Consider the following 21,343-nt stretch of genomic DNA (forward strand, 5'->3'; position numbering starts at 1 on the left):
AAAAGAGTATCTTGCAAGGCTGACCTGGACTATCCTTGTCAGCGTCGGGCACGCGTGTGCCGGTGTGCGCTTTTTGGGTGAAAGGAGTAATAAAATGGCGACAGGAAAGTCCTGCTCTCGCTGGTTTGCGCCTATTGCGGCGTTGTTGATGGTTGTTAGCCTGAGTGGGTGTTTTGATAAAGAAGGCGATCAGCGCAAAGCGTTTATCGATTTTCTGCAGAATACAGTGATGCGCAGCGGCGAGCGGTTGCCGACGCTGACTGCGGATCAGAAAAAACAGTTTGGCCCCTTTGTGTCCGATTACGCCATTCTTTATGGGTATTCACAGCAGGTGAGCCAGGCGATGGACTCCGGTATCCGCCCGGTAGTGGATAGCGTGAACGCCATCCGTGTTCCCCAGGATTATATGACTCAGCGCGAGCCGCTGCGCCAGTCCAACGGCGCGCTCGGCGTGCTGAGCCAGCAGCTGCAGAATGCGAAAATGCAGGCTGACGCGTCACGTTCTGCGCTGAAGCAGGGCGAGGACCTCAAACCGGTCTTCGATAAAGTGTATGAGAAAGTGGTGACGAAACCGTCTGAAGCGATACAACCGCTGATCCCGGCCGCGCAAGTCTTCACTCAGCAGCTGGTTCAGGTCGGAGATTTTATCTCCCAGCAGGGTACGCAGGTGAGCTTTGTTGCCAACGGCATTCAGTTCCCGACCTCGCAGCAGGCAAGTCAGTACAATACGCTGATTGGGCCGCTGGCCGCCCAGCACCAGGCCTTTAGCCAGGCGTGGGGCGCAGCAGTTGCTGCCACAGAATAAACTGAAAAACCCCGCTTCAGGCGGGGTTTTTTTTCGGCATTCAGAAAATAACGCTTGTCATTCCTCTACCACATCGGTATAACTGTCTGCGTCGGTTTGTTACACAGACCTAAAGCAGTTTAGTAAAGCAGTCCAGATTGTTATCCATAGATACCCTTCGTAGTGACCCTTCCTTCATCGCTTAAAAATCTGTAACGCAATCCATCAAGCCGGAAGGCACAATATATTTGTTAATAAGGTAATTTCTATGTCTGCTAAAATGACTGGTCTGGTTAAATGGTTCAACGCTGATAAAGGTTTCGGCTTCATCACTCCTGACGATGGTTCTAAAGACGTGTTCGTACACTTCTCTGCTATCCAGAACGATGGCTACAAATCTCTGGACGAAGGTCAGAAAGTTTCCTTCACCATCGAAAGCGGCGCTAAAGGCCCAGCAGCTGGTAACGTTGTAAGCCTGTAAGCTTCCAACCCAGTAGCACAAAATTCAAAAACCCGCCTTCTGGCGGGTTTTTTCGTTTCTACTGTTGGATCTGAGGGTTAACGCAGTTCTTATCCACTTTTCCAGCAAGCGCGGCAATCAGGTTGTCTACTGCCGTCGCCGCCATATTGTAGCGCGTCTCATGGGTGGCTGAGCCGATGTGTGGCAGGGCAACGACGTTTGGCATGCTCAGCAGCGGGGAATCCACCGGAAGCGGCTCCTGCTCAAACACGTCCAGACCCGCGGCGTGGATCTCGCCGTTTTGCAGCGCCTCAATCAGCGCCTTCTCATCCACCACCGGGCCGCGACCCGCGTTGATGAAGATGGCGGACTTCTTCATTTTTTCAAACGCGGATTTGCCGATCAGATGGCGCGTTTCATCCGTCAGCGGCAGGATCAGGCAGACAAAGTCGGCTTCCTGCAGCAGCGTATCCAGCTGACAGTAACGCGCGTTAAAGCGTTCTTCAGCTTCGCTGTGATGGCGACGCGCGTTATACAGAATCGGCATGTTGAAGCCGAAATGCGCGCGCTGCGCCAGCGCCAGCCCGATACGCCCCATGCCCACGATGCCCAGCGTTTTGCCGTGCACATCCACGCCGAACCAGTCCGGCCCAATGCTTTTTGTCCATTCGCCGACTTTCACTCGCTCGGCCACTTCCACCACGCGACGGGCCGTGCTGAGTACCAGCGCCATCAGCGTGTCGGCCACGGTTTCCGTCAGGGCATGCGGCGTGTGCATCAGCAGGATTTTACGGGTGTTCAGGGCATCCACGTCGAAGTTATCATAACCTACTGAAACGGTAGAGGTAGCACGAAGCTTCGGCATTTTCTCCAGCAGGGCGATATCCACTTTTTCGCTTGAACCCAGCAGGCCTTCGGCGCTTGCGAACGCGTCGGCGTGCTGCGCCACGGTCTCCGGGCTCAGGTTTTTCACCTGCGTAACGGTGAAGTGTTCTTCCAGGCGTTTCTGCAGATCTTCCGGCAGTGCTTTATACAAAATGACGGACGGCTTCATGCTAATCTCCGTTGATTTTTAAGGATTCAGGCGTGGCGTGCACCGACGGGGTGCTGTTGATTATTAGCAGGCTTAACAATCAGAGTAAGCCACACGGAGGCGAAAAGCGCTACCCCCATAAAGATGTACGATGCAGACGGGCTGCCGGTGGCACCGTTCAGGTAGCCCACAAACCAGGAGCCGCAGAACGACCCCAGCGCACCCATACTGTTAATCAATGCCATTGCACCGCCCGCGACGTTACGCGGCAGCATTTCCGGGATGATGGCAAAGAACGGACCGTACGGGGCGTACATGGCGGCACCGGCAATGACCAGCAGGGCGTAAGAGGCCCAGAAGTGATTCGCGCCGACGGCCCATGAGCCAATGAACGCAAAGGCAGCGATCAGCAGCAGCGGCCAGACAAACAGCTTACGGTTCTGCAGCTTGTCCGATGCCCATGATGCGACGATCATGGCGATGGTCGCGGCGAGATACGGTACGGAAGAGAGCCAGCCCACCTCAACCATGCCGAGGTTTTCTCCGCCGCTGCGGATAATCGACGGCAGCCACAGCACAAAGCCGTACACGCCGATACTCCAGGTAAAATACTGCGCGCAGAGCAGGATAACGTTGCGGGAGCGGAAGGCTTCGCCGTAATTACGTACCGCCTTCAGCCCCTGCTGTTCTTTATCCAGCTGCGCCTGCAGTGCGGCTTTTTCATCTTCGGAAAGCCACTTTGCCTGTGCAGGCTTATCTTTTACCAGCACCCACCAGCAGAATGCCCAGATAATCGCGGGTACCCCTTCGATGATAAACATCTCGCGCCAGCCGAAGGACTGGATCAGGTAGCCAGACACCACCGACATCCACAGTACCGTGACCGGGTTGCCGAGGATCAGGAAGGTATTCGCGCGCGAGCGTTCGGATTTGGTAAACCAGTTGCTGATGTAGATCAGCATCGCCGGCATCACCGCCGCCTCAACGACGCCGAGGATAAAGCGAATGGCGGCCAGGGCAGGAATATTGTTCACCACGCCGGTCAGTGACGCGCAGGCACCCCACAGGATCAGGCAGACGAAGATCAGCTTGCGCACGCTGCGGCGTTCCGCATAAATCGCACCGGGGATCTGGAAGAAGAAGTAGCCCAGGAAGAAAAGGGCACCCAGAAGGGAGGAGATACCTTTGGTGATGCCAAGGTCCTCTGTGATCCCCGCCGCGGATGCGAAGCTGAAGTTGGCACGGTCAAGGTACGCCAGGCTGTACGTGATAAACACGATTGGCATGATGTACCACCAGCGTTTTACTGCATTGGTCGAACTGTTCATAGGCTTGCCTCTGTTGTTGAGGTTGTTACCGCCGTTGTCTGTAGGGTACACGGTGGCTTAATTATTTGGTGCGGCTTGCTGCCCTCACCCTGACCCTCTCCCACGGGGAGAGGGAATTTAAACGCCGAGCTCTGCTCGCGTTGGTAATCCTTCGCTGTCGCCCTGCACCTGAATGGCCAGCGAGCCAATCTTGTTGCCCCGCGCGACGGCCTGCTGCAGCGTTTTGCCTTCCAGCAGGGCGCTAATCACGCCCACGGCAAAACCGTCGCCCGCGCCGACGGTGTCGACAACGTTCTCAACCTTCACCGCCGCGACCGCGCCCTGTTCGCCGTTGGCCGTCTTAAACCATGCGCCATCGGCACCGGTCTTCAGCACTACCGCTTTTACGCCTTTATTGAGGTAGAAATCGGCAATGCCTTCCGGCGTATTTTCACCCGTCAGGATCATCCCTTCTTTCAGGCCCGGCAGCACCCAGTCCGCCCGGAACGCCAGGCGGTTGAGCTTCTCGACCATTTCCGCTTCGCTTTTCCACAGAACCGGGCGCAGGTTCGGATCGAAAGAGATCGTTTTGCCCTGCGACTTCATGGCCGTTGCAGCATGATCCAGCAGTTCATACGAGCTGGCAGAGAGCGCTGCCGCCACACCGCTCAGGTGCAGGTGGCGCGCGGAAGCGAAATAGTCGGCGTGGAAATCCGCCACTGAAAGGTGGCTGGCGGCCGATCCCTTACGGAAATACTCTACGATGGGATCGGTTCCATTTTCGACCTTAGATTTAAGCTGAAAGCCGGTACGGAAGCGTCCATCAAGGGTGACACCTGCGGCATCAATACCCTCTTTTTTCAGCGAGTCGAGGACGAAATGGCCAAAGCTGTCGTCCCCCACGCGGCTGACCCAGCCGACGTTCAGGCCGAGACGCGCCAGTCCGGTCGCGACGTTCAGCTCTGCGCCCGCCACGCGCTTGATAAAGTGCTCTACCGCGCTCAGTTCGCCCGTTTCAGTGGCGACAAACATCGCCATGGCTTCGCCGATCGTGATGACATCCAGCGTCTTGTGCATGGTTTACTCCTCGCGCAGCAGATTGACGTAATGGCGGGTAACGGCGGTTAAATCCGTCCCTTCCAGCGGGAACTCGATACCGCGCGGGGCATCGGCAGGCAGCTGGCCGAGCAGATCCAGCCAGCGCGCATCGGCGTGGTCCGGCGCCACGGCGCGGAAGTTATCTTTATGCGGCACGGCGGCTTTAACGTGGATATAGCTCACCGCAGGGGCCAGGCGACGCGCGGCCTCCTCAGGCGAATCGCCCACCCACAGCCAGTTGCCCATGTCGAAGGTCAGCGTGACGGGCAACGCCATTTCCCGACAGGCGGCCTGGAAGCGCTGCATCGGCGCGAGCTGACCGCAGTCGGTCTGATCGTTCTCCACGACCAGCGCCATACCGCTGGCATTCAGCAGGGCGCGCAGGGCGTCGAGAGGCTGCGCGTCGCGGAAATGACCCAGGGAAACCTTCAGCCACAGGGCGTTAAGGGTGCTGGCCTCAGAGAGGTAGCGGGTCAGGTCCGGGTTGAGGGTGCCGTCGGGCATAAACAGGGCTGCGGGGGCGGAGTAGCACGCCAGCAGGCCGAGCAGCTCAATGGATTCGCCCAGCGCAGGCAGCGCCAGCAGCTCTTCGCTGCTGAACAGTTCCCGGCGGATCTCCACGCCGTCTGCCCCTGCGCCTGCAATTACGGGAAGCATCGCCCGCTGACCGCCAGCCTGTCGCACCTGTTCCGCGCCGTACGCGGCGGTGACCACTATAATTTTCCTGCCCATCGTCGGACTCCATCGCAACATATCAATACTATTACGCTAGATGGAACCGGTTCCAAAGAAAAGGTCAGGATGTCGAATTTATGATCGCTATCACAAGGGGAAATTAACGGGCGGTGGAGCCGCGAACGATCAGCTCGCCGGAGAAGACCTGCTCGCGTACGGCATCGCTGGTGCCTTCAATACGACGAACCACTTGTTCTACAGCGGCATAGCCAATCTGCCAGGTGGGCTGTTTGAGGGTCGTGATGCCAACGCCTGCCAGCTCCGCCCACTCCAGTTCATCAAAGCCCAGCAGACCGATGTCGCTGCCCCAGTGCAGGCCAATGCGCTTGAGGGAGCGGGCGACCTGCAGCGTCAGCGCCCCGTTGGCGGAGATAACGGCTTTGCGCATCCCGCGATGTCGGGTGTGGAACTGGCGCAGGGTATTGTCGAGCTGGTCGGCTTCGTGAAGCGGCGTTTCGGCATTTTCGGCGATGACGCCGGGATAACGTGCAAGTGTGGCGCGAAATGCCGCCAGGCGATCGCGTCGGGTATTTACCATGCCCAGCGGTTCGCTCAGGAACAGAATCGCCTCGAAGCCTTGTTCGATCAGGTGCTCGGTAGCGGTTGTGGCTGCCTGGGTGTTATCCAGCCCAACCACATCGCAGGCGAATTCCGGGATTTTACGATCGATAAGGACCATGGGCAGGGAGGATTGCTGCAGGCGGTTCAGGCCCTCTTCACGCATGCCTACCGCGTTAACCACAATTCCTTCGACCTGATAGCTGCGCAGCAGATCGAGATAGTGCAGCTCCTGGTCGACTTCATTATTGGTATTACAGACCAGCGGCGTGAAACCCTTCTCGCGACAGGCGGCCTCGATACCGCTGAGGACGTTGACGGAGTAGGGGTTGGTGATATCGGCGATGATAAGGCCAATCAGACGGGTGCGGCCGCGTTTGAGCCCGCGTGCCATAAGGCTGGGACGGTAGTCGAGATCGGCAATGGCCTGTTCAATACGCGCCAGCAGCGCATCGGACAGCAGGTGTTTCTCGCCGTTAAGGTAGCGCGAAATGCTGGTTTTACCGGTTTTGGCGGCTTTCGCCACGTCGCTGATGGTGGCCCGGGCTGGTTTGCTCATCGCTGATTTCCCTGAATTTAGTGAGAATACCTTAGCGGGAAAATCAACGATGGCAAGTGGTTCATGCCGGGGTGTGCGGTCTGATGCCCTCACCCCGACCCTCTCCCACGGGGAGAGGGGGAAATGCGATTACTGAATTGGACTCAACGTAATCTCTACACGACGGTTCTGCGCTTTGCCTTCCGCCGTGCTGTTGCTGGCGATAGGGTTGGCAGGGCCCATGCCGCTGGTGCGGATGCGGTTCGCTTCAACGCCCTGGGTGATCAGCGAGCTGGCCACGGAATCGGCGCGTTGCTGGGACAGGCGCATGTTCAGATCCTGGCTGCCGGTGCTGTCGGTGTAGCCAATCACGTTCACGGCTGTCTTGTTGTACTCTTTCAGCACCATTGCCACGCCGGTGAGGGTGTTCGCACCCGCGGGTTTCAGCGTTGCGCTGCTGCTGTCAAAGGTGACGTTGTTCGGCATGTTCAGGATGATGTTATCGCCGCTGCGGGTGACGCTCACCCCGGTTCCCTTCATTTTGTCGCGCAGTTTTGCTTCCTGTACGTCCATGTAATAACCAACGCCGCCGCCCAGAGCCGCGCCCGCCGCTGCGCCAATCAGCGCACCTTTACCGCGGTCTTTCTTGGAGGAGGAGAGCGCCCCAACGCCTGCGCCTACCAGCGAGCCGATGCCCGCGCCGATGCCGGATTTACCCGCTTCGCGCTCACCGGTGTAAGGGTTGGTTGTGCAGCCAGAAACAGCCAGTGCACCGCTCACCAGAGCGGCAATAACGAGTACGCGTTTTTTCATCTTCTTTCCTTAATCCTTTTTATTCTTTGCCACGGCGAGCGTGGCAGTTGATTATGACGTCCAGATACGGAGAAAATTCCGGGTATAACTCTGAAATTTGTGACAAACCATAAACGGCCTCACCGAGAAGGCCGTAAAACCTGCACGCAACCAGGAGCGCACGCTTGAGCACCTCAACAAAAACCATTCTGACCGCCGCCCACTGGGGGCCGATGCTGGTCGAAACCGATGGCGAAAATGTTCTGTCGTCCCGTGGGGCACTGCCAACACAACATCCCAACTCGTTACAGACCGTCGTTCGCGATCAGGTGCACAGCAAAACGCGCGTGCGCTGGCCGATGGTGCGTAAAGGTTTTCTGGCCTCGCCGGACAAGCCGCAGGGGATCCGTGGTCAGGATGAGTTTGTTCGCGTGAGCTGGGATGACGCGCTGGCACTGATCCACGCCCAGCATAAGCGCATCCGCGACAGCTACGGTCCGTCATCCATTTTCGCCGGTTCTTACGGCTGGCGTTCGAACGGCGTGCTGCACAAGGCCTCGACGCTGCTGCAGCGCTACATGAGCCTGGCAGGAGGCTATACCGGTCATCTGGGTGATTACTCCACCGGCGCGGCGCAGGCGATCATGCCCTATGTCGTGGGGGGGAACGAAGTGTACCAGCAGCAGACCAGCTGGCCGCTGGTGCTGGAGCACACCGACGTGGTGGTACTGTGGAGCGCCAATCCGCTGAATACGCTGAAAATTGCCTGGAATGCCAGCGACGAGCAGGGGATTGGGTATTTCGACGCGCTGCGCAAAAGCGGCAAGCACATCATCTGCATTGATCCGATGCGCTCTGAAACCATGGATTTCTTCGGCGACAGCGCCGAGTGGATTGCTCCGCATATGGGCACCGACGTGGCGATGATGCTGGGCATCGCCCATACGCTGTTGGAGAACGGCTGGCACGACCGCGATTTCCTCGCCCGCTGCACCTCTGGCTTCGACAAATTCGCCGACTACCTGACGGGCCAGTCCGATGGGGTAGTGAAAACGGCAGAGTGGGCCGCAGAAATTTGTGGCATTCCTGCCGCTAAAATCCGCGAACTGGCGGGGCTGTTCCATAAAAACACCACGATGTTAATGTCCGGCTGGGGGATGCAGCGCCAGCAGTTCGGCGAGCAGAAACACTGGATGCTGGTGACGCTTGCCGCAATGCTTGGACAGATTGGTACGCCGGGGGGCGGTTTTGGTCTTTCCTATCATTTTGCGAACGGCGGTAACCCAACGCGTAAAGCGGCGGTGCTGGCGTCCCTGCAAGGCTCGGTGCAGGGCGGCGTGGATGCCGTGGATAAAATTCCGGTGGCGCGGATCGTTGAAGCCCTGGAAAAGCCGGGCGGTTTTTATCAGCACAACGGTCTGGACCGCCACTTCCCGGACATTAAGTTTGTCTGGTGGGCGGGCGGGGCGAACTTTACGCACCACCAGGATACCAATCGCCTGATCCGCGCCTGGCAAAAGCCTGAGCTGGTGGTGATTTCCGAGTGCTTCTGGACCGCCTCGGCCAAACACGCCGATATCGTGCTGCCGGCGACCACGTCGTTTGAACGTAACGATCTCACCATGACCGGCGATTACAGCAACCAGCATATGGTACCGATGAAGCGCGTTGTGGCCCCGCGTGATGAAGCGCGTGATGATTTTGACGTATTTGCCGAACTGAGCGAGCTGTGGGAAGCGGGCGGTCGCGAGCGATTTACCGAAGGGAAAAATGACCTGCAGTGGCTGGAGAGTTTCTATCAGATCGCCGGGCAGCGCGGTGCGGCGCAGGGCGTGACGCTTCCGCCATTTGCTGAGTTCTGGGAGGCGAATCAGATTCTCGAAATGCCGGAAAGCGAACAGAACGCCCGGTTTGTCCGTTTCGCCGATTTCCGCCGGGACCCGGAAAACCATCCGCTGAAAACGGAGAGCGGCAAGATTGTGATCTACAGCGAGCGCATTGCCAGCTTTGGTTATGCTGATTGTCCGCCACACCCTTCGTGGCTGGAGCCGGACGAGTGGCACGGCAATGCGCTCCCTGAACAGCTCCAGATATTGTCTGCCCATCCCGCGCATCGTCTCCACAGCCAGCTTAACTACACTTCACTGCGCGAGCAGTATGCGGTTGCGGGGCGAGAGCCGATTACGCTGAATACTTTTGACGCGAAAGCCCGCGGGATTGCAGACGGCGACGTGGTGCGCGTCTGGAACTCGCGTGGACAGGTGCTGGCAGGAGCGGTGGTCAGCGACGGGATTAAGCCGGGCGTAATCTGTATTCACCAGGGGGCATGGCCCGACCTTGAGCCCGCCGAAGGCGGTATCTGTAAAAACGGGGCGGTTAACGTGCTGACCAAAGATCTCCCCAGCTCGAAGCTGGGGAACGGTTGCGCGGGGAACACGGCGCTGGCCTGGGTCGAGAAATATGAGGGGCCCGAGCTTACCTTAACGGCGTTTGATCCGCCTGCCAGCTCATGATCCACGTCGGGTGCTGAGTATCATCTTGCCAGGCGCTGTCTTCGATGCGAAAGCCCTGAGCATGATAGAAATTCACCGCCCGGACGTTTTTCTGATACACCTCCAGGCTTAAGTGCGGGAAGCGCTGTTGAACATGGTTCAGCAGCGCGCGTCCAATACCGTGCCCGATATACGCAGGCGTAACGAACAGCGCCCCCACAAACTGCGACTGTATGACGCTGATAAACCCGCGCGGCGCGCCTTCTTCTTCCCACACCCAGGTTTCTGCCGCGGGCAGGTAGACCTCCCGCACCATGGCTTCATTCTCTTGCCAGTAGCTCGAGCTAATAAACGGGTGCGCCTCGGTGGTGCTTTCAAGCCACAGGCTCATGAGCGGATCGGCATTTTCACTTTGCCATTTGCGGATCATGTTGCCTCCCCGGATGACAGAAGCAGCCGGTGACATGGTCGTTGACCAGTCCACAGGCCTGCATAAAGGCGTAGCAGATGGTGGAGCCGACAAACTTAAAGCCGCGTTTTTTCAGCGCTTTAGAGAGCGCGTCCGACGCAGGCGTGGACGCAGGGATCTCCGCCAGCGTGGCGGCCTGCGTGATTTGCGGATCGTTATTCACGAACGACCAGACAAACGCTGAGAACGGTTCGCCGTTTTGTTCCATCGCCAGCCAGGCGCGGGCGTTGCCGATGATGGCCTGGATTTTACCGCGATGGCGGATGATACCGGCATCCTGCACCAGCCGTTCTACGTCATCTTCGGTCATGGCGGCGACGGCAACGGGATCGAACTGGTGGAAGGCGTTGCGGTAGTTTTCGCGTTTCTTCAGTACCGTAATCCATGATAATCCTGCCTGCTGGCCCTCCAGGCAGATCATCTCAAAGAGTTTTTTGCCATCCGTCTCCGGTATGCCCCATTCCCGATCGTGATAGTCGATATAAAGCTGATCCTGGCTAACCCAACCGCAACGTTCCATTCGTCCTCTCCCTTATTGATACTGATTTCGCAAAAATTTCGTTCTGACTGGCTTGACGTGTTTACTATAAAGACAATAGTTAATACAGGGCCATATGCTCTCTCAAGTCTTCCTGAATAACGACAAATATCGCCGAATTCGGCTCTCTCTGGGGTCGCTTTGATGATGATAAAAAAAATCAGTGGTCGCCATGCCGCTTCTGGTCTGGTGGGGATTTCAGCCTGCCTGTTGTTGTGTAATACAGCATCTGCCTGGCAACAGGAATATATCGTTTCAGACGCCCAAAATAATACGGCTGAACGCTATACATGGGACGCGGATCACCAACCGCGTTACGAGGATATTCTGGCTGAGCGAATTCAGTCTTCCCAAAATTCGCCGGGGCTGGCCCTGGCTCTGCCATCTGGTGCTAAAACGGAAGCGGCGATGAGTGTAGGCTGGAATTTTCCGGTTTCGTCGCATGTAACCACCGGTCCGGTGATGGCCTGGCGGTATGACGGCTCTACGCCGATGATGATCAATGAGTTTGGTGATAGCGCGACGACGCAGACGCTCGCCGATCCGCTCTGGCATGCCAGCGTGAGTACGCTAGGCTGGCGCGTGAATACCCAGTACGGCGATCTTCGTCCCTGGGCACAGATTAGCTATAACCAGCAGTTTGGTGAAAACCAGTGGAAATCGCAGTTTGGCATGCCTCAAACGCCAGCCCCTGTTCAAAGCGGTAACTGGATGGACGTCACCGTGGGAACAGACATTCCGTTTAATACGCACATGGCGGCCTATGCGTCGCTGGCTCAGGGGGAACGCACCACCACTGGTGAGGAGTTTCTGTATACCCTGGGGGTGAGCGCGAATTTTTAGTATTGTTACTTTTTTAAACGTTACGATAACATCTTAAAAACAATGACCACAGGCTTTGCAGCGATAGCAGGTACTAACCTGCCATCGCTTTCTTCCTCGGCAAGGTCATTCATTCCCGATTCCAGGCATTTCATTCCGTTCTTCCTGCATTTCATGACGTTTTACCCCATCGGTATTAAGGTTTTGTTTATCGTTGTCCTCAGCGAATTCCCTTAATTTCTGTTGCAGGACAACGGCCATGAACACATCAACCTATAACCGTACGCGCTGGCTCACGCTCTTCGGCACTATCGTTACCCAGTTCGCGCTGGGATCGGTCTATACCTGGAGCCTGTTTAACAGCGCGCTTTCCGACAAACTCGACGCCCCGGTCAGCCAGGTAGCGTTCTCCTTCGGCCTGCTGAGCCTGGGTCTGGCGATTTCGTCTTCCGTCGCGGGCAAGCTGCAGGAGCGTTTTGGCGTGAAGCGTGTGACCATGGCGTCCGGCATACTGCTGGGGCTGGGCTTTTTCCTGACGGCGCATTCCAGCAACCTGATGATGCTGTGGCTGAGCGCCGGCGTGCTGGTGGGGCTGGCCGACGGTGCAGGTTACCTGCTGACGCTGTCGAACTGCGTGAAGTGGTTCCCGGAGCGTAAAGGCTTAATCTCCGCGTTCGCCATCGGCTCCTATGGCCTGGGCAGCCTCGGCTTTAAATTTATCGACTCCCAACTGCTGGCATCCGTTGGCCTCGAAAAAACGTTTATGATCTGGGGCGCAATCGTCCTGGTGATGATCCTGTTTGGCGCTACGCTGATGAAAGATGCCCCGCAGCAGGAAGTGAAATCCGTTAACGGCGTGGTGGAGAACGATTTCACCCTCGCGCAGTCCATGCGTAAGCCGCAGTACTGGATGCTGGCGGTGATGTTCCTGACGGCCTGCATGAGCGGTCTGTATGTTATCGGTGTGGCGAAAGATATTGCTCAGGGGATGGTAAAACTGGATGCCGCGACGGCGGCGAATGCGGTGACGGTCATCTCCATTGCCAACCTCTCGGGTCGCCTGGTGCTCGGTATTCTGTCTGACAAAATTGCCCGCATCCGCGTGATTACGATTGGGCAGGTGGTTTCGCTGGTAGGAATGGCGGCATTGCTGTTTGCACCACTGAATGAAGCGACCTTCTTTGCGGCGATTGCCTGCGTGGCCTTTAATTTCGGCGGCACCATTACCGTCTTCCCGTCGCTGGTGAGCGAGTTCTTTGGCCTGAACAACCTGGCGAAAAACTACGGTGTCATTTATCTCGGCTTCGGTATCGGCAGTATTTGCGGTTCGCTGATTGCTTCCCTGTTCGGCGGGTTCTACGTGACCTTCTGTGTGATATTTGCCTTGCTGATTATTTCCCTGGCGCTGTCAACCACGATTCGCCAGCCGCAGCGAGAAATATTTAAAGAAGTGCATGCATAACGAACGTTTGACATGCCAGACAACAAAGCGCCCATCGGGCGCTTTTTTCGATTTAGCACAAATGAATAATTAATTCTCACCCGAGAAACGTTAAATAAGAAGGATCATCCATTTTACTGATCTATAGATTGTCAAAATCAATATATAAATTATATTGATTTATTCCTAATAAAAGAGCGGCTTGTACGGGCTGTCTTATATCTTTATGAATTTACTTAGTTTTAATTTTGACTAAAGATTAGCTTTATTTATTCTAATTTTAAAATCTAAATTCCCGTCTATATACTCCATTTTCTCACAGAATGCAGGTTATTCCTAAGGATGCGTTCTGTCATCTAACGTCATAAATGGAGTTTTTAATGAAAAAGGTTATTTTTGCACTGTCTGCTCTCGCTGTAGTTTCCACTTCCGCTTTTGCTGCTGAATCCGGTGACGGCACCGTTCGATTCAGCGGTGAAATCGTTGACGCGCCATGCGTAATTTCTACTGACTCTCAGAACCAGGAAGTTGTGCTGGGCCAGGTTAAGAAATCTGTCTTCAAAGCGGTTGGCGACAAATCTGTTTCCACTCCTTTCCAGATCAAACTGGAAGACTGCGACATCACCACTAAAACCAAAGTTAACGTGAGCTTCACCGGCGTTGCAGATGCAGATGACGCGAAACTGGTTTCTGTTAACACCGAAGCTGGTTCTGCGACTGGCGTGGGCATCGGTATCTACGACAACGCTAACAAAGCGGTTGATATGAACACCGGTAAATCCACCACCACGCTGGCTGCTGGTCAGACCGTGCTGTACTACACCGCTAACTACGTTGCGACCAAAGCCGCTGTAACCACCGGTTACGGTAACGCAGAAGTAGACTTCAACCTGTCCTACGAATAATCGACTTTTCGTTAGTAGAAGACAATCACAATGGCAACGGAAACCCCGTTGCCATTTTTTCCAGCGGAGTCTCAGGGAGAGAAGCATGAACCGCTTACGTTTGATATCTTGCGCAGCACTGGCGCTGGCGCTGATTTCACAAAACAGTTTTGCAGGCGGCGTGGCATTAAGCAGCACGCGCGTTATTTATGACGGCAGCAGAAAGGAAGCTTCTCTGACGGTCAATAACAAAAGCACCACGGATGAATTCCTTATTCAGTCATGGATTGATGATGCCAACGGTAATAAAAAGACGCCGTTTATCATCACCCCACCTTTATTTAAATTAAGCCCGAAGAAAAATAACGTCTTACGTATTGTGAATACCGCTAATACGTTACCGCAGGATCGCGAGTCCGTTTACTGGGTTAACGTGAAAGCGATTCCAGCCAAAAGTGAAAATGCGGAAGGTAAAAACGTACTGCAGATTGCCGTGCGTACCCGCTTAAAACTGTTCTATCGCCCTGCTGGCCTGAAAGGCAACAGCATGGACGGCTGGAGCAAACTGAAGTTTACCAGCGCAGGGGCTAACCAGATCAAAGTTGAAAACCCATCTGCCTTTAACCTCACTTTTAATAAATTTTATGCCAATGGCCGTGCTGTTGAAAAAGCGGGTATGGTTCCGGCAAAAGGCTCGTTGAATATTGAACTGCCAGCCGGCACCGGCAAGGTAAACGAAGTCAAATACAACATTATTAATGACTTCGGTACGGCTGGCGACATGCTGACTCAGCGCGTTAATTAATACGTTTTGAAGGTTTATTACTATGCCATGGACGCATCTTCCTCAGGTCAATAAGACCCCGCGTTTCCCCCTGTCCGCGCTTGCGCTGATGGTTGCGGGCACGCTCCCCGCGTATGCGGGAACATTTAACCCGCGCTTTCTGGAAGATGTGCCGGGTATTGACCAGCACGTTGACCTTTCAATGTATGAATCCAGTAAAGCCGAACAGCTGCCGGGTAAATACCGCGTGTCGGTGGTGGTCAACGATAAAAAAATGGAGTCTCGCACCCTGGAGTTTAAGGCGGCGACCGAAGCGCAGCGCGCAAAAATGGGTGAAAGCCTGGTGCCGTGCTTAAGCCGCGTGCAGCTTGAGGACATGGGCGTGCGTATTGACAGCTTCCCGGCGCTGAAAATGGCACCGCCGGAGGCGTGCGTGGCCTTTGAAGACATTATTCCTCAGGCCGCCAGCCATTTCAATTTTGCAGACCAGACGCTGATCATGAGCTTCCCGCAGGCCGCGATGAAGCAGACGGCGCGTGGTACGGTACCGGAATCCCAGTGGGACGAAGGGGTGAATGCCCTGCTGCTGGACTATAACTTCTCCGGTAGCAACGCCAGCTATGACGCGCACGACAGTGAAACCAGTTACAACAGCGACAGCTACTATCTGAACCTGCGCAGCGGTATGAACCTGGGCGCGTGGCGTTTACGTAACTACAGCACCTGGACACGAAACGATGGCAACAACAAATGGGATAACATCGGCACCTCGTTAAGCCGTGCCATTGTGCCGCTGAAATCACAGCTGACGCTGGGGGATACCTCAACGTCCGGTGATATTTTTGACAGCATTCAGATGCGCGGCGCACAGCTAACCTCCGACGAAGAGATGCTGCCTGACAGCCAGCGCGGGTTTGCGCCGGTGATCCGCGGTATTGCCAAAAGTAACGCCGAAGTGACCGTTGAGCAGAATAACTACGTTATCTACCGTACGTTTGTTCAGCCGGGTGCGTTTGAAATTAATGACCTGTACCCAACCTCAAACAGCGGTGACCTGACGGTCACTATTAAAGAAGCGGATGGCAGCGAGCAGAAGTTCGTACAGCCGTTCTCCGCGGTGGCGATCCTCCAGCGTGAAGGTCATCTGAAATACAGCCTCTCTGCAGGGGAATACCGTGCCGGTAACTATGACAGCGCCGAGCCGAAGTTCTGGCAGTTGGATGCCATGTACGGTCTGCCGTACGGCGTTACCGTTTACGGTGGTTCGATCTTCTCCGACGACTATTACTCGCTGGCGGGTGGTTTAGGTAAAAACTTCGGTTACATCGGTGCGGTATCCATCGACGTGACCCAGGCGAAAAGCAACCTGGCTAACGATGAAAGTTCGGAAGGTCAGTCCTACCGCTTCCTCTACTCCAAGAGCTTTAACAGCGGTACCGATTTCCGTCTTCTGGGTTACAAGTATTCGACCAGCGGCTACTACACCTTCCAGGAAGCGACGGATGTACGCAGCGATGCGGACAGTTCGTATAGCCAGTACCACAAACGTAGCCAGATTCAGGGCAACGTGACGCAGCAGTTGGGCACCTGGGGTTCGGTCTATTTTAACGTCACGCAGCAGGACTACTGGAACGATGAAGGTAAACAGCGCTCGCTGAACGCCGGTTATAACGGGCGTATTGGACGCGTGAACTACAGCGTAGCCTACACCTGGACGAAAAGCCCGGAGTGGGATGAGAGCGACCGTCTGCTGTCATTCTCCATGTCGATTCCGCTGGGACGCATGTGGAGTAACTACCACCTCACGACAGATCAGCATGGCCGCACCACCCAGCAGCTGGGCGTGAGCGGTAGTGCTTTGGAAGACCGCAACCTGAACTATAGCGTGCAGGAAGGGTACGGTAGTAACGGTGTGGGTAATAGCGGCAGCGTGAACCTGGATTATCAGGGCGGCGTGGGGAGTGCCAGCTTGGGTTACAACTACAACCGCGACGGCCAGCAGGTGAACTACGGTCTGCGCGGCGGCGTGATTGCCCACAGCGAAGGCATTACGCTTTCTCAGCCGCTGGGCGAGTCGATGGCCATTATCTCCGCGCCGGGCGCGCGCGGTGCGCACGTCATCAACAACGGCGGTGTGGAAGTGGACTGGATGGGGAACGCGGTCGTGCCTTACCTCACTCCGTACCGTGAAACGGAAGTCTCACTGCGAAGCGACAGTCTCAACAACCGGGTTGATCTGGATACGGCCTCCGTCAACGTGGTGCCAACGCGCGGCGCGATTGTCCGGGCTCGCTTCGATACCCGCGTGGGCTACCGCGTGCTGATGAACCTGACTCAGCCTGACGGCAAAGCGGTACCGTTTGGTGCAACCGCCACGCTTCTGGACACTAAAAAAGAGTCCAGCAGCATCGTCGGGGAAGACGGACAGCTCTATATCAGCGGAATGCCAGAGAAAGGCGCGTTGCAGGTGAATTGGGGCAAAGGCCAGGCACAGCAATGCCGCGTGGCGTTTACGCTCCCGGAACAACAGGATAATGCCGGAGTGGTGATGGCGAATGCCGTCTGTCGGTAACAGGGAAGGATTTTACTATGTTTAAAAAGCTTACGATGATTGCTGGCCTGCTGGGCGGGTCAGCGCTGTTTTCCGGCCAGGTGCTGGCGGCGGCGGATTGGGGGCCATGCGCACCGGATGGGGGTACGCACAACTTTAATGCATTAATCAATCAAACGATTACTGATACAACAATGAATGTTGCTGGCGGAACTCTTCCTGATTTTTATTCCTGGAATTTAGGTACTAGCTATCAGGCTAGTTGCCAATGTGCACCTGGAGTAGACAACAAAGAGTTTAATTACTTTAAAGCTGTTTCTCCTCTACCTGCTGGATATAAAAATGGGTCTTTAGAATATTACACACTAAATTCCAATATCGATATTTTGACATCCGTATATATATCTGGTGGTGTACAGGAGTACCGAACGGTTCCGTTTGATAATGTATCGAATGAAGTCTATTCACATGATGATTGTGATGATGGCTCTGGGCCTAAAACTGCTTGGACTTCAGGCAGTATGGGGCAGCTGTCTATGTATATTACACATCCGTTCGTTGGATCGCTTACAATCCCTTCGACGAAAATCGTTGACATATATGCGACGATGAAGAGTGGTGTGTATGGCTCTATACCGATATCGTCTGTTTATTTAAGTGGTAACATTGTCGTCCCTCAGGGGTGCGAACTCTCCAGCGGCAGTACCCTGGAAATACCATTTGGTGAATTTAAGGCCAGCGATTTTAAAGATCGCAAAGGGCAAATTGCTAAGAACGCCACGAAATTTACCAAAGAGCTGCAGTTTAAATGCACCAATATTTCCGATGGCGTAAAGATTTTCCTGCATATCGAGGGGATGCCAAACGCGAATGATTCGAACGCCATTGATATGGGCAACCCGGATATCGGCGCGGTGATTGAAGGGGCTAATGGTAAAATTCTGGTACCTAATGACACCAGCGTTAATCAGGAGATGAGCGTATCCGCGCTGGTCGATGATACGCACCGTACCGCCTCAACGACCATTTCGGCCTACCCGATAAGTACCACCGGTAAATTGCCGGCCGCGGGGGAGTTCGAAGGGATTGCCACCATGCGTATTGATGTGGAGTAAGCAGGATGAAAACCATGTATGCGTTTATGCCAGCATGTTTGCTGCTCACGGCCTCAGCGATGGCAGCCCCGACGAATATCGGTTCAGCAGGCGATATCCATTTCACCATTACCATTAAGGCGGCAACCTGTGAGCTGGAAAGTGACAATATTGATGTCAATATGGATACCGTGGTGCTCCAGCGGCCGGTGAGAGTGGGTAAAGAGCTGAACCAGAAAAGCTTCAGCATTGGCTTAAAAGATTGTGCCTACGCCACGAAGGCCTACGTCACGATGGACGGTACGGCAGACGCCACCAACCCATCGCTCTTTGCCCTGGAGAGCGGTGGCGCGACCGGCGTGGCGTTGAAAATCCAGAGCTCTGGCGGTGTGCAGCAGTATCCCTCCAGTACGGACAGCACGCCCGTGGAGCACACCGTCTGGTTTGATGGGACGAACAAGCTGAACTATATCGCCAGCTATGTGCCTGTTAAATCTGATGCCACCGTAGGCACGGCGAATGCGACGGTGAATTTTAGCGTCGCATACGAGTAATCACAGAGGGCCAGTTTGCTGGCCCTTTTCCATTTTTACTGATTTTTTGTAAAAATCTTCATCGATCACACTCTCTGCTGCCACTTTTTTTCCCCGCTGTGGTCTACTTATCGCGCTTGTGGACGTTTCTGATAACGGTTTCTCTCGCATCTACTTACTCTGTCTGCTTTCTCGATGAGATTCGGCGGGTCTTTATACCCCTTCCCCCAGGGTTGTTTGCATGAAATATATTAGGTCTCTTACCCAGCAAAGATTATGTCTGATGCTGGCTGTCTATATCGGTTTGTTTCTGAATGGCGCGGTGCTGTTCAGAAGAGTGGAAGGCTATTTTGAACACCTCACCGTAAGAAATGGAATTTTTGCCGCGATTGAAGTGTTTGGCTCTGTTCTCGCTACCTTCTTCCTGTTGCGTCTGCTCTCGCTCTTTGGCCGACGTACCTGGCAAATTCTGGCCTCGCTGGTGGTGATTATTTCCGCCGCTGCAAGCTATTACATGACATTCATGAACGTGGTGATTGGCTACGGCATCGTTGCCTCGGTGATGACCACGGATATCGACCTCTCGAAAGAGGTGGTAGGAAAAGGCTTTATCGTCTGGACGGTATTAACCTGCCTGATACCGCTCTTCTTTATCTGGAGTAATACCTGCCGCTATACCCTGTTACGCCAGCTGCGTACGCGGGAGCAACGTATCCGCAACGTCCTCGTCGTTCTGCTGGCGGGTCTGCTGGTGTGGGCGCCGATTCGTTTGATGGAAAAACAGCAAAAACGTATCGAAAAAGCGACGGGCGTGGATATGCCAAGCTATGGCGGCGTAGTGGCGAACTCCTATTTGCCGTCTAACTGGCTGTCAGCGTTAGGTCTGTATGCCTGGGCACAGGCGGACGAATCCAGTGATGTGAAATCCTTGATGAACCCGACCAAAAAATTTACCTATCAGGCGCCTGCTGACGGGCTGGATGATACTTACGTGGTCTTTGTCATCGGTGAAACGACGCGCTGGGATCATATGGGTATTCTCGGCTATGACCGTGATACCACGCCAAAACTGGCGCAGGAAAAGAACCTGGTGGCCTATCGGGGTTACTCCTGCGATACCGCAACGAAGCTCTCGCTGCGCTGTATGTTTGTGCGTGAAGGCGGGGCAAGCGATAACCCACAGCGCACGCTGAAAGAGCAAAACGTCTTTGCCGTGCTGAAGCAGCTTGGATTTAGCGCTGACCTGTTCGCCATGCAGAGTGAGATGTGGTTCTACACCAACACGCTGGCAGATAACATCGCGTACCGTGAGCAGATTGGCGCCGAGCCGCGTAACCGGGGCAAAAACGTTGATGACATGCTACTGCTGGAAGAGATGTCGCAATCTCTGAAGAACCATCCGAAAGGTAAGCATCTTGTCATTCTTCATACCAAAGGGTCGCACTACAGCTATTACCAGCGCTATACCCGTGATTTCGCGAAGTGGAAACCGGAGTGCGTTGGCATTAATAAAGATTGCAGCAAGCAGGAGCTGATCAACGCCTACGATAACTCCGTTCTGTATGTGGATACGTTCCTGAGCCGCGTAATCGACCAGCTGCGTGATAAAAAAGCGATTGTTATCTACGCCGCAGACCACGGTGAGTCCATCAACGAGAAAGAGCATCTGCACGGTACACCGCGTAAGCTGGCGCCGCCGGAGCAGTTCCGCGTGCCGATGATCATGTGGATGTCCGATAAGTATCTGGAGAATCCTGATAAGGCGAAAATGTTTGCCCATCTGAAACAGCAGGCAGAAATCAAGGTACCTCGCCGTCACGTTGAATTGTACGACACCATTATGGGGTGTCTCGGCTATACCTCACCAAACGGTGGGATTAACGAAAACAACAACTGGTGTAAACTCCCTGATAACACCGCAAAAGCCGCGCAGTAGCAGCTCTGGCGAGAATATCGCCAGTTGAATGGCTTTTTGAAAATAAGGGATTGACGGGGGCGTACCTCAGCAGTAAGATGCGCTCCGCATTCGGCGAGTAGCGCAGCTTGGTAGCGCAACTGGTTTGGGACCAGTGGGTCGGAGGTTCGAATCCTCTCTCGCCGACCACATTCTGAAAAGGGCTAACCGCAAGGTTAGCCCTTTTTGCATTATGACCTTATCCTGTCAGAGTATCCAAAACGCCCCTTAGACCTGCTTCTTCCTGCCTGTTAACGATTTTGTGACATAATCCATTGTATTTTTTTATATATAGATTGATCTTTTTTCGCGTTGCTTATGGATAACCTCAGCATTTTTCGCTGTGCGTTTTAACGTTCGCGGTATTTAGTGCTCAGATAATCACCATTCTGCAAGAAAATTTACCTATTCTGAATAAAAGTTAATCACTGATTGTTGCGAAATATGAAGATAGTTGTGCTGCAAGTTGGCGAGTA

The 21,343-nt window shown here is 54.7% G+C and carries 19 protein-coding genes and 1 tRNA gene; 12 read left to right on the forward strand and 8 right to left on the reverse strand.

Annotated features, from left to right (window positions below; genetic code table 11):
• Positions 1-94: 94 nt before the first annotated feature.
• Both HBM95_00995 and cspA read left to right on the forward strand, forming a co-directional pair.
• Positions 95-805: a DUF3053 domain-containing protein gene (locus tag HBM95_00995; protein ID NIH41530.1), complete on the forward strand. Its 711-nt coding sequence runs from the start codon at positions 95-97 to the stop codon at positions 803-805.
• A 247-nt stretch (positions 806-1,052) separates the two neighbouring features.
• On the forward strand, positions 1,053-1,265 hold the full coding sequence (gene cspA, locus HBM95_01000; protein NIH41531.1) for an RNA chaperone/antiterminator CspA: 213 nt from the start codon (positions 1,053-1,055) through the stop codon (positions 1,263-1,265).
• A 58-nt stretch (positions 1,266-1,323) separates the two neighbouring features.
• On the opposite strand, the gene ghrB is transcribed toward cspA, so the two are convergent.
• From ghrB to HBM95_01030, 6 genes are all read right to left on the reverse strand, one after another.
• A complete protein-coding gene (gene ghrB / locus HBM95_01005; GenBank protein ID NIH41532.1) occupies positions 1,324-2,298 on the reverse strand; it encodes a glyoxylate/hydroxypyruvate reductase GhrB in 975 nt (324 codons plus the stop codon).
• 26 nt (positions 2,299-2,324) lie between these two features.
• A complete protein-coding gene (locus HBM95_01010) occupies positions 2,325-3,605 on the reverse strand; it encodes an MFS transporter (protein ID NIH41533.1) in 1,281 nt (426 codons plus the stop codon).
• A 117-nt stretch (positions 3,606-3,722) separates the two neighbouring features.
• On the reverse strand, positions 3,723-4,661 hold the full coding sequence (locus HBM95_01015; protein ID NIH41534.1) for a sugar kinase: 939 nt from the start codon (positions 4,659-4,661) through the stop codon (positions 3,723-3,725).
• A 3-nt stretch (positions 4,662-4,664) separates the two neighbouring features.
• Positions 4,665-5,414, reverse strand: a complete 750-nt coding sequence (locus HBM95_01020; GenBank protein ID NIH41535.1) for a sugar phosphate isomerase/epimerase — start codon at positions 5,412-5,414, stop codon at positions 4,665-4,667.
• Between the two features lie 103 nt (positions 5,415-5,517).
• The gene (locus tag HBM95_01025) at positions 5,518-6,534 is read right to left on the reverse strand and encodes a LacI family DNA-binding transcriptional regulator (protein NIH41536.1); all 1,017 of its coding nucleotides are present in this window, start codon (positions 6,532-6,534) and stop codon (positions 5,518-5,520) included.
• Between the two features lie 129 nt (positions 6,535-6,663).
• Entirely contained in the window at positions 6,664-7,326 is a 663-nt protein-coding gene (locus tag HBM95_01030) for an OmpA family lipoprotein (GenBank protein NIH41537.1), read from the reverse strand.
• A 164-nt stretch (positions 7,327-7,490) separates the two neighbouring features.
• On the opposite strand from HBM95_01030, the gene HBM95_01035 reads away from it, so the two are divergent.
• Positions 7,491-9,818, forward strand: coding sequence for a molybdopterin guanine dinucleotide-containing S/N-oxide reductase (locus HBM95_01035; GenBank protein NIH41538.1), 2,328 nt, complete (start codon positions 7,491-7,493; stop codon positions 9,816-9,818).
• On the opposite strand, the gene HBM95_01040 is transcribed toward HBM95_01035, so the two are convergent.
• Together HBM95_01040 and tag are read right to left on the reverse strand one after the other, a co-directional pair.
• Positions 9,781-10,227 (reverse strand): N-acetyltransferase, encoded by a 447-nt coding sequence (locus tag HBM95_01040; GenBank protein ID NIH41539.1) that lies wholly within the window; start codon positions 10,225-10,227, stop codon positions 9,781-9,783. The genes HBM95_01035 and HBM95_01040 overlap by 38 nt on opposite strands.
• Positions 10,205-10,786 carry a DNA-3-methyladenine glycosylase I gene (tag, locus tag HBM95_01045; protein NIH41540.1) on the reverse strand — a complete coding sequence of 194 codons (582 nt, stop codon included), beginning with the start codon at positions 10,784-10,786 and terminating at the stop codon, positions 10,205-10,207. The genes HBM95_01040 and tag overlap by 23 nt, the downstream gene beginning before the upstream one ends.
• Before the next feature lie 162 nt (positions 10,787-10,948).
• Between tag and HBM95_01050 the strand changes: the two genes are divergently transcribed.
• From HBM95_01050 to HBM95_01090, 9 genes are all read left to right on the forward strand, one after another.
• On the forward strand, positions 10,949-11,647 hold the full coding sequence (locus HBM95_01050; GenBank protein NIH41541.1) for an autotransporter domain-containing protein: 699 nt from the start codon (positions 10,949-10,951) through the stop codon (positions 11,645-11,647).
• Positions 11,648-11,885: 238 nt separating this feature from the next.
• On the forward strand, positions 11,886-13,088 hold the full coding sequence (locus HBM95_01055; GenBank protein ID NIH41542.1) for an MFS transporter: 1,203 nt from the start codon (positions 11,886-11,888) through the stop codon (positions 13,086-13,088).
• 347 nt (positions 13,089-13,435) lie between these two features.
• Positions 13,436-13,972 (forward strand): long polar fimbrial major subunit LpfA, encoded by a 537-nt coding sequence (lpfA, locus tag HBM95_01060; protein NIH41543.1) that lies wholly within the window; start codon positions 13,436-13,438, stop codon positions 13,970-13,972.
• 85 nt (positions 13,973-14,057) lie between these two features.
• The gene (gene lpfB / locus HBM95_01065; protein ID NIH41544.1) at positions 14,058-14,756 is read left to right on the forward strand and encodes a molecular chaperone LpfB; all 699 of its coding nucleotides are present in this window, start codon (positions 14,058-14,060) and stop codon (positions 14,754-14,756) included.
• A 22-nt stretch (positions 14,757-14,778) separates the two neighbouring features.
• Positions 14,779-17,307 (forward strand): outer membrane usher protein LpfC, encoded by a 2,529-nt coding sequence (lpfC, locus tag HBM95_01070; GenBank protein NIH41545.1) that lies wholly within the window; start codon positions 14,779-14,781, stop codon positions 17,305-17,307.
• 17 nt (positions 17,308-17,324) lie between these two features.
• Positions 17,325-18,401 carry a long polar fimbrial protein LpfD gene (gene lpfD / locus HBM95_01075; GenBank protein NIH41546.1) on the forward strand — a complete coding sequence of 359 codons (1,077 nt, stop codon included), beginning with the start codon at positions 17,325-17,327 and terminating at the stop codon, positions 18,399-18,401.
• Between the two features lie 5 nt (positions 18,402-18,406).
• Entirely contained in the window at positions 18,407-18,934 is a 528-nt protein-coding gene (gene lpfE, locus HBM95_01080) for a long polar fimbrial protein LpfE (GenBank protein NIH41547.1), read from the forward strand.
• A 220-nt stretch (positions 18,935-19,154) separates the two neighbouring features.
• Positions 19,155-20,849 (forward strand): kdo(2)-lipid A phosphoethanolamine 7''-transferase, encoded by a 1,695-nt coding sequence (gene eptB, locus HBM95_01085; GenBank protein NIH41548.1) that lies wholly within the window; start codon positions 19,155-19,157, stop codon positions 20,847-20,849.
• A 91-nt stretch (positions 20,850-20,940) separates the two neighbouring features.
• Positions 20,941-21,017, forward strand: a tRNA-Pro gene (locus HBM95_01090).
• Positions 21,018-21,343: the final 326 nt, after the last annotated feature.

Origin of the sequence: Enterobacter asburiae (assembly GCA_011754535.1) — a bacterium.
Lineage (GTDB): Bacteria > Pseudomonadota > Gammaproteobacteria > Enterobacterales > Enterobacteriaceae > Enterobacter > Enterobacter cloacae_N.

Excerpts from the sequence above, each read along its gene's own strand:
- lpfE (NIH41547.1), top strand. The coding sequence starts at position 18,407 with ATGAAAACCATGTATGCGTTTATGCCAGCATGTTTGCTGCTCACGGCC.
- tag (NIH41540.1), bottom strand. The coding sequence starts at position 10,786 with ATGGAACGTTGCGGTTGGGTTAGCCAGGATCAGCTTTATATCGACTAT.
- HBM95_01015 (NIH41534.1), bottom strand. The coding sequence starts at position 4,661 with ATGCACAAGACGCTGGATGTCATCACGATCGGCGAAGCCATGGCGATG.
- cspA (NIH41531.1), top strand. The coding sequence starts at position 1,053 with ATGTCTGCTAAAATGACTGGTCTGGTTAAATGGTTCAACGCTGATAAA.
- HBM95_01055 (NIH41542.1), top strand. The coding sequence starts at position 11,886 with ATGAACACATCAACCTATAACCGTACGCGCTGGCTCACGCTCTTCGGC.
- HBM95_00995 (NIH41530.1), top strand. The coding sequence starts at position 95 with ATGGCGACAGGAAAGTCCTGCTCTCGCTGGTTTGCGCCTATTGCGGCG.
- HBM95_01025 (NIH41536.1), bottom strand. The coding sequence starts at position 6,534 with ATGAGCAAACCAGCCCGGGCCACCATCAGCGACGTGGCGAAAGCCGCC.
- lpfC (NIH41545.1), top strand. The coding sequence starts at position 14,779 with ATGCCATGGACGCATCTTCCTCAGGTCAATAAGACCCCGCGTTTCCCC.
- eptB (NIH41548.1), top strand. The coding sequence starts at position 19,155 with ATGAAATATATTAGGTCTCTTACCCAGCAAAGATTATGTCTGATGCTG.
- HBM95_01040 (NIH41539.1), bottom strand. The coding sequence starts at position 10,227 with ATGATCCGCAAATGGCAAAGTGAAAATGCCGATCCGCTCATGAGCCTG.
- HBM95_01030 (NIH41537.1), bottom strand. The coding sequence starts at position 7,326 with ATGAAAAAACGCGTACTCGTTATTGCCGCTCTGGTGAGCGGTGCACTG.
- lpfB (NIH41544.1), top strand. The coding sequence starts at position 14,058 with ATGAACCGCTTACGTTTGATATCTTGCGCAGCACTGGCGCTGGCGCTG.
- HBM95_01020 (NIH41535.1), bottom strand. The coding sequence starts at position 5,414 with ATGGGCAGGAAAATTATAGTGGTCACCGCCGCGTACGGCGCGGAACAG.
- lpfA (NIH41543.1), top strand. The coding sequence starts at position 13,436 with ATGGAGTTTTTAATGAAAAAGGTTATTTTTGCACTGTCTGCTCTCGCT.
- HBM95_01050 (NIH41541.1), top strand. The coding sequence starts at position 10,949 with ATGATGATAAAAAAAATCAGTGGTCGCCATGCCGCTTCTGGTCTGGTG.
- ghrB (NIH41532.1), bottom strand. The coding sequence starts at position 2,298 with ATGAAGCCGTCCGTCATTTTGTATAAAGCACTGCCGGAAGATCTGCAG.
- HBM95_01010 (NIH41533.1), bottom strand. The coding sequence starts at position 3,605 with ATGAACAGTTCGACCAATGCAGTAAAACGCTGGTGGTACATCATGCCA.
- lpfD (NIH41546.1), top strand. The coding sequence starts at position 17,325 with ATGTTTAAAAAGCTTACGATGATTGCTGGCCTGCTGGGCGGGTCAGCG.